Origin of the sequence: Micromonospora sp. NPDC049275, from assembly GCF_043197115.1 — a bacterium.
GTDB lineage: Bacteria > Actinomycetota > Actinomycetes > Mycobacteriales > Micromonosporaceae > Micromonospora.
This window is the reverse complement of the sequence record NZ_JBICSN010000004.1, coordinates 524,782-535,409: the sequence shown is the minus strand read 5'-3', so window position 1 is coordinate 535,409 and position 10,628 is coordinate 524,782. Positions and strand designations below refer to the sequence as shown.

Annotated in this window: 7 protein-coding genes; all 7 read right to left on the bottom strand. The window is 68.3% G+C overall.

The window, feature by feature from the left end; all coding sequences use genetic code 11:
• Nucleotides 1–135: 135 nt before the first annotated feature.
• The 7 genes from chvE to ACGFIE_RS17195 all read right to left on the bottom strand — a co-directional run bounded on the left by chvE (nt 136) and on the right by ACGFIE_RS17195 (nt 10,528).
• Nucleotides 136–1,278, bottom strand: a complete 1,143-nt coding sequence (chvE, locus tag ACGFIE_RS17225) for a multiple monosaccharide ABC transporter substrate-binding protein (RefSeq protein ID WP_363682891.1) — start codon at nt 1,276–1,278, stop codon at nt 136–138.
• Nucleotides 1,279–1,536: 258 nt separating this feature from the next.
• Nucleotides 1,537–2,526, bottom strand: coding sequence for a LacI family DNA-binding transcriptional regulator (locus ACGFIE_RS17220; RefSeq protein ID WP_393295621.1), 990 nt, complete (start codon nt 2,524–2,526; stop codon nt 1,537–1,539).
• A 413-nt stretch (nt 2,527–2,939) separates the two neighbouring features.
• On the bottom strand, nt 2,940–5,063 hold the full coding sequence (locus ACGFIE_RS17215) for a family 43 glycosylhydrolase (protein WP_393295618.1): 2,124 nt from the start codon (nt 5,061–5,063) through the stop codon (nt 2,940–2,942).
• A gap of 338 nt (nt 5,064–5,401) precedes the next feature.
• Nucleotides 5,402–6,904: an L-arabinose isomerase gene (araA, locus tag ACGFIE_RS17210; protein WP_393295615.1), complete on the bottom strand. Its 1,503-nt coding sequence runs from the start codon at nt 6,902–6,904 to the stop codon at nt 5,402–5,404.
• A gap of 26 nt (nt 6,905–6,930) precedes the next feature.
• Nucleotides 6,931–7,923: a galactofuranose ABC transporter, permease protein YjfF gene (yjfF, locus tag ACGFIE_RS17205; protein WP_393295612.1), complete on the bottom strand. Its 993-nt coding sequence runs from the start codon at nt 7,921–7,923 to the stop codon at nt 6,931–6,933.
• Nucleotides 7,920–8,990, bottom strand: a complete 1,071-nt coding sequence (locus ACGFIE_RS17200) for an ABC transporter permease (RefSeq protein WP_393295608.1) — start codon at nt 8,988–8,990, stop codon at nt 7,920–7,922. Before ACGFIE_RS17200 ends, yjfF begins: the two co-directional genes overlap by 4 nt.
• Nucleotides 8,987–10,528, bottom strand: coding sequence for a sugar ABC transporter ATP-binding protein (locus ACGFIE_RS17195; RefSeq protein ID WP_393295604.1), 1,542 nt, complete (start codon nt 10,526–10,528; stop codon nt 8,987–8,989). The genes ACGFIE_RS17200 and ACGFIE_RS17195 overlap by 4 nt, the downstream gene beginning before the upstream one ends.
• Nucleotides 10,529–10,628: the final 100 nt, after the last annotated feature.

The window sequence follows — 10,628 nt, the reverse complement described above, 5'->3', positions numbered from 1 at the left end:
CCGGGGTTCTTGGTGTTGAGCCCCCCCCCTTCGGGCGGTTGGTTAGTTCCTTTGCACGTCCCGGGGGGGGGCGGGGGGGGCCCCCCCCCGCGGGGGGGGGCGGGGGCGCCCCCCCCCCCCCCCCGACGGAGTGACCTACTTCTTGGCCTGACCGGCGGCGACCTCTTCCGCCGTCCAGTAGCCGGAGTCGATCAGCGTAGCCTTGATGTCGTCCTTGTAGACGGTCGCGATCGGCAGCAGGTACGCCGGAACGACCTTCACGCCGTTGTTGTACGTCTCCGTGTCGTTCGCCTGCGGCTGCTTCTTCTGCAGGAACGCCTCGGCGGCGTTCACGGCCTGGTCGGCCAGCAGGCGGGTGTCCTTGAAGACTGTCGAGTTCTGCACGCCGTCGTTGATCAGCTTGATCGAGGCGATCTCCGCGTCCTGACCGGTCACGACGGGCAGCTTCTTGGCGCCGCTACCGTAGCCGGCGTTCTGCAGGGCGGTGATGATGCCCCGGGAGATGCCGTCGTACGGCGACAGCACGCCGTCAACCTTCGAGCCGTCGTTGTAGCTGGAGGTGAGCAGGTTCTCCATCCGCTTCTGCGCGGTCTCCTGCTGCCACCGCAGGGTGGCGACCTGCTCGGGGGTGGTCTGCTTGGACTTCACCTTCAGCGTGCCGGCGTCGACGAACGGCTTCAGCGTGTCCATCGCGCCGCCGAAGAAGTACTGCGTGTTGTTGTCGTCGAGCGAGCCGGCGAAGAGCTCGATGTTGAACGGCCCCTTGGCGGTGCCCTTCGAGCCGTCCTTGTTGAGCAGACCGAGACCGACGAGCAGCGCGGTGCCCTGGGCGACGCCGACCTTGTAGTTGTCGAAGCTGACGTAGAAGTCCACGTCCTTGCTGCCGCGGATCAGCCGGTCGTACGAGATGACCGGGATCTTCGCGGACGCGGCGGCCTGCAACTGGCTGCTGAGCGCGGTGCCGTCGATCGCCGCGATGACCAGGACGTCGGCGCCCTGGGTGATCATCTGGTCGACCTGCTGCGACTGCGTGGGGATGTCGTCGCCCGCGTACTGCAGGTCGACCTTGTAACCCTTCGCCTCCAGCTTGGACTTCACCGCGTTGCCGTCGGCGATCCACCGCTCCGAGGTCTGCGTCGGCATCGAAACACCGATCGTCAGGTCTCCCGGCTTCTTGTCGCTGGTGTCGTCGCCGCTGCCGGCACCTCCACCACTGCACGCCGCCAGGCTCAGCGCCAGCGCCGCACTACCGAGAGCAACCAGGAATTTCCTGCTCACGGGCTTCTCCTCTCCCGATTCCCCCCGCTGACCGCCGGGGCCACCTGTCATCTTTCGGGTAGTGTTAGCGCTCACATAGTGCACGTCAACACTTGATCCGAAATACCGGTGTCACGGTCTCGTAACGGAGGCTTCGCCACCGACGCGACCTCGCACAACCCGCTCGGTGATCGATCGATGGTCGCCGCTCCGTGCTCGCAACGGCACGGCAGCGGCCAGCGGCCGCGGAGGGTCAACGGCACGGCGACGGGCCAGCGGTCAGTGGCGCGGCGGGGCGACGCTGTCGCGGGCGACGAGGGTCGGGGCGATGGTCTGCCGCAGGGCGCCCCCACCGATGCCCGACTCGATCTGGGTCAGCAGCATCTGCAGGCTCGCCCGCGCCACCGCGTCGAAGTCGGGTCGGACGGTGGTGAGCGGCGGAATGAAGTACGCCGCCTCCGGCACGTCGTCGAAACCCACGACGCTGATGTCGGCCGGCACCCGCCGCCCGAACTCGTGCAACGCCCGCAGCACACCCAGAGCGAGGTGGTCGTTGGCCGTGAAGATCGCGGTCACCTCCGGCATCCGGGCGAGCATCTGCCCGCACCGATAGCCCGACGCCGCCGACCAGTCCCCGTGCATCAACGGTGGCGGGTCGATCCCCGAGGCCAGCAGTGCCGCCCGCCAGCCCTCGATCCGACCGGCGCTGTCGAACCAGTCGGACGGCCCCGACACGTGCCACACGGTGCGGTGCCCCGCGTCGAGGAGATGCTGGGTCGCCGCCCGCGCGCCGGCCACCTGGTCGACTGTCACCAGCGGCACCGGGCGGTGCGGATCGCCGTCGACAGTCACCAGTGGGACGTCCTTGGGAAGCAGTTCCAGGGCCTCGCCCGCCGACTCGACAGGCGCGATGACGACGATGCCGGCCACCCGGTGGGCCAGGTGGCGCTCGACCGCGGCCGAGATGGACCGGTGGTCGAGGTTGCGGACGCTGCCCACGCTTACCGCGAAGCCCTCCTCCGCGGCCGTCTGCTCCAGGGCGGCCAGCAGCGACGCCGGGCCGTAGAGGGTCGTGTTCTGTGCCACCACGCCGATGACCTGGGACCGGCCGGTCACCAGTGCGCGCGCGGCGCCGTTCGGACGGTAGCCGAGCTCGGCGATCGCCGCCCGTACCCGCAATCGGGTCTGCTCACGCACGTTGGGGTGCCCGTTGAGCACCCGCGACACCGTCTGGTGGGAGACACCGGCCAGACGAGCGACATCTGTCATCGCGGGACCGTGCACGGCCATTTCACTCCCCCCGCCTGCAACCCGACCCGCGGCCCGTCGACGTTGACTGGAGCGGCCCGGCCCGATCCCCCTCGCTCAGCCACCACGCCGGTGCTGAATCGCAGGTGGCCAGCGCTGGATCGCCGACAGTCTACGCCAGGCACCGCCTGGAACACGGCACGGCTGAGCGCGAACGACACGGCATGTGCCAGGTCGGTCGGCCGGCATCCCGCGTGGCGCGCACCGCCACCCTCGACCGGAGCCTGCCACAACGGGCCGCCGCCCCGCTCCGCGCTCCTGGACGGAGCGTGGAACAGGGCGGCGGCGGGCCGGAGGTGGCGACGCGGACACCTTCCGTGGGGCGCGGGGTGGTCCGTTCGCGTCACCGGCAGATTACCGTCGTGTGACCGGGGTCACGGTGTCGTCAGGTCGAATCGGCGCACGGTGACCGCGCCACCCAGCGCCTGCGTGGCGTGGTTGAAGATGGCGAACCGGTAGCCCATGAAGAACTGCCAGTTGTTCGCCAGGGTCAGGGCGTTGCCGAACGAGGTGAAGTTGACCCCGTCGGTGCTGTACGAGAAGCGGGCCTGCCGGCCGGACCCGGGTCTGATGTCGGCGTTGGCCCGCAACCAGATCCGGCCACCGGAGACGGCGGTGCTCGCCACCTCGCTGCCGGTGCTTGTGGTGTTCCAGCTGCCGTCCATCGTGAGCCCGTTCTGCATGACCAGGCGGGTGGATCCGTTGTCGCGCCGGACCCCGATCCAGGCGGACGAGTTGCGCAGCACCGCCAGGCCGGTGCGATCACCGTCGCGCATCGTGGAGTAGTCCAACTCGATGGTGGCGGTCGAGGTGGGGCCCTGGATCCGGTGGGTGAGCGTGTTGCGCGCCTTGTACAGGTCGCCGGTGACGGTGGCGGTCTGCAGGTTCAGTCCGTTGTTGACCGACCATTTGCTGTTGTCCGGGTTGTGGTTCCACTCCCACTGCGGGCCGAGGGTGGTGCCGGCGAACGTGTCGGTGCCGGTGAGCGGCTTGACCGCGCGCGGCGGCGTGGGCAGGTTCGGCTTCGGGTACGAGGTGCCCCACGTGCCGTTGACCGTCTGCAGCACGGGCCAGCCGTCGCCGGTCCAGGTGATCGGGGCCATGGCGGGCATCCGACCACCGGGGTACGCGTCGACGAAGGACATGTAGTACCAGTCGCCGTTCTGGGTCTGCACCAGTCCGCCCTGGTGCGGCACGCCGCCACCGGAGATCGGGCCGGGCAGGTTGAGCAGCACCTGACGCTGCTCGTACGGCCCGAACGGGCCGTTTGTGGACTTCAGCACGTACTGGCCGTTGGCCGGCCGGGTGAGCCAGATGTAGTAGGCGCCGTTGCGCTTGTAGAAGCGCGCGCCCTCCAGCGTCCCGATGCTCGACGGCGTCGAGTAGACCTGCTGGCTGCGGACCTGGGTCTTCCCGTCGGCGGAGAGCTGCGCGACGCTGATGTTGCTGTTGCCGTACGCGACGTACATGGTGTCGTTGTCGTCGATCAGCATGCCGGCGTCGTAGTAGCAGTTGGGGATGGTGGTGAGCTTGCTCCACGTGCCGTCGACTGCGGAAGCCGTGTAGATGTGGGTCTGCGCGAAGTCGATGCACCCGGCCCAGTAGTACGTCTTGTTGCTCGGCCGGTAGTTCAGGGTCGAGGCCCAGATCCCGTCGACGTACGCGTTACTACCGCCGCTCATGTCGTACTTCGAGCCGAAGTCGAGCTTGGGCACGGAGTGCCCGGCGTACTCCCAGTTCACCAGGTCGTACGAGCGCAGCACGGGCGCGCCCGGCGAGTAGTGCATGGTGGACGCCGACATGTAGTAGACGTTGTCCACCCGGATGATGTCGACGTCGGCGAAGTCCTGCCAGACGACCGGGTTCGAGTACGTGCCGTTCGACGGGGGTGGCGTGGTGGGCGGTGGCGTCGTGGGGTTGCCCCCGCCGTCGACGCGGACGAGCTGCCACTGCTGGTTGGTGCCGTTCCAGTCGTCGTACTGCACGATGTTGCCACCGTCAGCGGTCGAGGCGCCCTGCACCTCCATCGCCTTGTTGCTGTTGCGGTTGATCAACCGCACGTACCCGCTGTCCGAATCGGTCAACCGGAACTGCTGGTTGGTGCCGTTGTTGTCGGACCACTGCACGATCGCCCCGCCATTGGCCGTCGAACGGCCGGACACGTCCAGCACCTTGCCCGACAACCTCGACTTGATCCGGTAGTAACCGCCCCCGGAGTCCACGAACTGCCACTGCTGCTGGTTGCCGTTGTTACGCGTCCACTGGGTGATCCGCGCACCGTCGTTCGTGGCCGAGTTGTACACGTCCACGGCCTTGCCACTGTTGCGGTTCACCAGCACGTACCAGGCGCTCGTGTCGACAGTTGCCGCCGACGCGGGTGACGAGGCCACCGCTGCGGCCGCGCCACCGACCACCAGCGCCATCGCCGCAATGGCGAGTCTCGACACCCACCCGCGCCGTCGTGGCGCACCCCGGGGAACCCGACCGATGGAAAGCATGATTCTCCTCTGCTGACGCGAACCGTGCGGTCTGGGTCGGCGTCCGCGGCACCGGGCGGGGCACCGAGCTGACCACGCCCGGCCATGTGATCGCTAACACCAGTCGCCCGACCGTCGTGGTGACGAGGTGCCGAAACCACGGGGTAGGACGCGCGCGCGGCCGGACCAGCCAACGACATCGACCATCTTGGCTATAGACTGTGAGCGATAACATGCTGTTCGTCAAGTCGTAACACAACCGCCTCGTGGCCCTGCTGGCGCACACGCGAACGGGTGGTCCACCCCCGCCCGCAGGCAGGGATGGACCACCCGTTACTCGTACGATCCGACCGGGCGGGTCAGAAACCGCGGGCCAGCCGGTAGTACGCCTGGTTCCAGCGGATCTCGTCGGCGAAGCGGCGCGGCTCGGTGTCGGCGTCGATGACGACGAGTTCGGTCCGGCTCATCTCCGCCAGGTCGTGCAGCTCCTCGGTGCCCACCGCCTGCGACAGCACGGTGTGGTGCGGGGCGCCGGCGGTGATCCACGCCTCGGCCGAGACCGGCAGGTCGGGGCGCGGACGCCAGACGGCACGGGCCACCGGCAGACGGCGCAGCGGTTGCGGCGGGGCCACCACGTCGATCTCGTTGGCCACCAGCCGGAAGCGCTCCCCCATGTCGGAAAGCCCGAGCACCACGGCCGGACCGGGGGCGGCGTCGAACACCAGCCGGACCGGGTCCTCCCGGCCGCCGATGCTCAACGGGTGGATCTCCACGTTGGGCACGTCGGACGCGATGGTCGGGCAGACCTCGAGCATGTGAGCGCCGAGGACCAGCTCCTGACCCGGAGTCAGGTCGTAGGTGTAGTCCTCCATGAACGACGTGCCGCCCTCGACCCCCACCGACATCGCCTTGAGGGTGTGGACCAGGACCGACGTCTTCCAGTCGCCCTCGCCACCGAAGCCGTAGCCGTCGGCCATCAGCCGCTGCACGGCGATGCCTGGCAGCTGACGCAGGCCACCGAGGTCCTCGAAGTTCGTGGTGAACGCCCGGAAGCCGCCGGCCTCCAGGAAGGAACGCATGCCGAGCTCCAAGCGGGCCGCATAGCGCAGCGAGTCGTGCCGTTCACCCCCGGGAAGCAGGTCACCGCCGACACGGTAGGTGTCGCCGTACTCCTTGACCAGCTCGTCCACGTCGGCGTCGGCGACCTCGCCGACCACCTGGACCAGGTCGTTGACGCCGTAGGTGTTGACCGACACCCCGAAGCGCAGCTCCGCCTCGACCTTGTCGCCCTCGGTCACCGCGACGTCGCGCATGTTGTCACCGAAGCGGGCCAGACGCAGCGACCGCATCGCCGACCAGCCCAGCGCGGCGCGTGCCCAGGCTCCGATCCGAGTGCTCACCCGCGGGTCGCTGACGTGCCCGGCCACCGTCTTACGGGCCACACCGAGACGCGTCTGGATGTACCCGAACTCCCGGTCGCCGTGGGCGGCCTGGTTCAGGTTCATGAAGTCCATGTCGATCTCGTCCCACGGCAGCAGGACGTTCGCCTGGGTGTGCAGGTGCAGCAGCGGCGTCTGCAACGCGTCCAGACCGGAGATCCACATCTTCGCCGGCGAGAACGTGTGCATCCAGGCGATGACCCCGATGGCGCCCTGGGCGGCGGCGTCCCGGCAGACCTGCAGGATCTCACCGCTGTTGGTCAGGACGGGCTTCCAGACCACGCGGGCGGGAATCTGCGGCGAGTCGTCGAGCGCGGCCGCGATCTGGCGGGACTGCTCGGCGACCTGCCGGAGCGTCTCCTCGCCGTACATGCCTTGGCTGCCGGTGAGGAACCAGATCTCGGGTTGGGTTTGTGGTGCCATGGGGTTGCCTTCCGCGAGAGGAACGGTCACTTGTAACGGATTCCGATGAGGCGCTGGAGGAGGATGAACGCGAAGAGCAGACCACCGATCACGATCTTGGTCCACCAGGAGTTGAGACTCCCGTCGAAGGTGATGAGGGTCTGGATGACACCCAGCACCAGCACGCCCAGCACCGTGCCGAAGACGTAACCCGAACCACCGGTGAGTACGGTGCCTCCGATCACGACGGCAGCGATGACGTCCAACTCCATGCCGACGGCGATCAGCGGCGCGCCCGAGAGGGTGTAGAAGGACAGCAGGATGCCACCGATCGCGGAGCACAGGCCGCTGATCGTGTAGACGGCGATCCGGGTCCGCCCCAGCGGCAGGCCCATCAGCAGTGCAGACTGCGGGTTGCCGCCGACCGCGTACACGTTGCGCCCCAGCCGGGTGTAGGCCAGCACGTACGCCGCGACGAGCACCACGGCGAAGGCGATCAACACGCTGATCGAGACGAAGTTGCCCTGGGAATTCCCGATCCGCTCCTGCGACATCCTGGTCCAGAACCCGTCGGTGATCGGGATGGACGAGCCGGAGATGAACGTGCACATCCCCCGGGCGAAGAACATCCCGGCGAGCGTGACGATGAACGGCTGGATGTCGAAGAAGTGGATGGCACACCCCATCAACAGGCCGAGCGTCGGGCCGATGAGCAGGGCGATGACGAGCACGAGCGCCGCGGGCAGGCCCTTCTGCAACAGGTCCGCCGACACCATCGCCGTCATGGCGACGACGGACCCCACCGACAGGTCGATGCCACCGGTGAGGATCACGAAGGTCATTCCCACCGCGACGACGAGCAGGAAGCCGTTGTCGATGAAGACGTTGAAGATGACCTGCACGTTCGAGAACGCCGTGTACTGCGACACCCCGATGGCGTACATCACCAGTAGCAGGGCGAGCGTCGCCAGGACCGGTATCTGCTTCCTCGGCAGCCGGAACCGGGTACGGCGGGGGGCGGTGAGCGATCCGGTGGTCATGCCGGCACCTGCTCCTTCGGCTTGTCGGCGACGGGGCGCGGCGGCGGGGCGCTTCTTCTACGCCTGTTGAACTTGGCCCGGAAGGCCGGCGACTGGATGAGGCAGACGGCGATGACGACCACTGCCTTGAACAGCAGTGAGGTCTGCGGCGAGATGTTCATGGCGTACACCGAGGTGGTCAGGGTCTGGATGATCAGCGCGCCGAGGATGGTGCCGCTCAGGAAGAACCGGCCGCCGGCGAGGGACGTGCCACCGATGACGACCGCGAGGATGGCGTCCAACTCCACCCAGAGGCCGACGGCGTTGCCGTCGGCGCTGGAGACGTTCGCCGTCATCATGAAGCCGGCGACCGCCGCGCAGACGGCGCTGACGACGTACGCGAGGAAGATGACCCGGCCGGAGCGGATGCCGGCGAGTCGGCTGGCCTCGGCGTTGCCGCCCACCGACTCGATGATCATGCCGAGGGCGGTACGGCGGGTGAACGCGGCGACCAGCAGTGCCGCGGCCAGGGCGATGAAGATCGCCAGCGGCAGGGTCAACAGGTGACCCAACCCGATCGACCGGAACGGCCCGGAGTTGATGGTGATGATCTGACCCTGGGTGATCAGCTGGGCGAGACCCCGGCCGGCCACCATCAGGATCAGGGTGGCGATGATCGGTTGGATCCCGATCACGGCCACCAGCACCCCGTTCCAGACGCCCAGCACGAGCGCGACCCCCAACGCCATGGCGAGGGCGGTCAGCACCACCGGGAGACTGTTCTGGTCGGGCTGCTTGCTGATGTACATGCAGGCCATCGCGCCGCTGATCGCACAGATCGAGCCGACCGAGAGGTCGATGCCGCCGGTCGAGATGACAAGGGTCATGCCCAGCGCGACGAGGATCAACGGCGCGCTCAACCGCAGGATGTCGATAGGCGAGCCGTACAGGTGCCCGTCCTTGAGCTCGATGGACAGGAACCCGGGCCGGTAGATCGTGTTCGCGGCGAGCATGGCGACCAGCACGGCGGCGGGCCAGAACAGCCGGTGACCGGTGATCGTCCGGTAGCGGCTCACGGTGTCGCTCATCGGTCTGCCTCCTCGCGGTGGGATCCACTCGCGATGGTCTGCATGATGCGGTCGGCGTTGAGGCTCTCGTCGTTGGCGAGCTGCGCGACCATCTGCCGGTCACGCATGACGGCCACCTTGTGGCTGAGGCGCAGCACCTCCTCCAGTTCGGCGGAGATGAACAGCACCGCCATCCCGCCGTCGGACAACTGCGTGACGAGCTTCTGGATCTCGGTCTTCGCGCCGATGTCGATGCCCCGGGTCGGCTCGTCGAGGATCAACAGCCTCGGCTCGGTGATCAGCCACCGGGCCAGGAGCACCTTCTGCTGGTTACCACCGGAGAGGTTGCGGACCGGCACCTCCGGGTCCGCCGGACGGATGTTGAGTGCCTTGACGTACTTGTCGACAAGCTCGTCCTGCCTGCGGCGCGGGATGGGCCGCAGCCAGCCACGGGCGGCCTGCATCGCGAGGATGATGTTCTCGCGGACCGACAGCTCGGGAACGATGCCCTCGGCGCGGCGGTTCTCCGAGCAGAAGCCGACGCCCTGGTCGATGGCCTGCGCGGGGGTACGCAGGCTGCTCGACGTGCCGTCGATCGCGACCTGTCCACCGTCGGCCCGGTCGGCGCCGAAGAAGAGTCGCGCCACCTCGGTACGCCCTGAGCCCAGCAGACCGGCCAGGCCCACCACCTCGCCGGAGTGGATGGTGAGGCTGAACGGCGCGACAGCGCCCGCCCGACCGAGGTTCGACACCGCCACCATGGGGGTGCCCTCCTCCAGCGCGCCCAGGTCCCGACGGGAGTGCTCCTCGAGCCCCTCGAGGACGTCGAGTTCCTTGCCGATCATCTTCTCGACGAGGCCGAGCTGGGGCAGCTCGGCGGTGAGATATTCGCCGACGAGCCCACCGTTGCGCAGCACGGTGATGCGGTCGGCGATCTCGTAGACCTGGTCGAGGAAGTGGGTCACGAACAGGATCGCGATGCCCTCGTCGCGCAGTTGCCGCATGATGCGGAACAACTGCGCCACCTCGCCGGCGTCGAGGCTGGACGTCGGCTCGTCCAGGATCAGCACCCGGGCCTTGATGTCGATGGCGCGCGCGATGGCGACCATCTGCTGGATCGCCAGGGAGTACGAGCCCAGCGGCGCGCTGACGTCGAGGTCGAGGTCGAGGCGGGTGAGCAGGGCGCGGGCGCGGCGGCGAACCTCACCCCAGCGGACGGCGCCGAGCAGCCGCGGCTCACGGCCGATGAAGATGTTCTCCGCCACCGAGAGGTTGGTGCAGAGGTTGACCTCCTGGAACACGGTGCTGACCCCGGCGGCGTTCGCCTGCATCGGCCCGGTGAAGGACACCGGCTCCCCGTCCAGGGTGATCGTGCCCTCGTCGGTGTCGTAGACACCGGTCAGCACCTTGATGAGGGTCGACTTGCCGGCGCCGTTCTCGCCCATCAGGGCGTGCACCTCGCCGGGAAGGAGCTGGAAGTTGACGTTGTGGAGTGCGCGCACCCCGGGAAAGGACTTGCTGATCCCGGTCATCGTCAGGACCGGACGGCTATCCGTCATCCCATCAGACCTCTTCTGGGGGTTGTCGACGCGGAAGGGCCGCTGCGCTCCCATCACGCCCGCCCGGCCGCCCCTGCGGGAGGCTCGGGCGGGCGTGGCG

What these genes read in the sequence shown, in the direction of transcription:
- ACGFIE_RS17220 (WP_393295621.1), bottom strand. Translation starts at nt 2,526, where the DNA reads ATGACAGATGTCGCTCGTCTGGCCGGTGTCTCCCACCAGACGGTGTCG.
- ACGFIE_RS17215 (WP_393295618.1), bottom strand. Translation starts at nt 5,063, where the DNA reads ATGCTTTCCATCGGTCGGGTTCCCCGGGGTGCGCCACGACGGCGCGGG.
- araA (WP_393295615.1), bottom strand. Translation starts at nt 6,904, where the DNA reads ATGGCACCACAAACCCAACCCGAGATCTGGTTCCTCACCGGCAGCCAA.
- yjfF (WP_393295612.1), bottom strand. Translation starts at nt 7,923, where the DNA reads ATGACCACCGGATCGCTCACCGCCCCCCGCCGTACCCGGTTCCGGCTG.
- ACGFIE_RS17200 (WP_393295608.1), bottom strand. Translation starts at nt 8,990, where the DNA reads ATGAGCGACACCGTGAGCCGCTACCGGACGATCACCGGTCACCGGCTG.
- ACGFIE_RS17195 (WP_393295604.1), bottom strand. Translation starts at nt 10,528, where the DNA reads ATGACGGATAGCCGTCCGGTCCTGACGATGACCGGGATCAGCAAGTCC.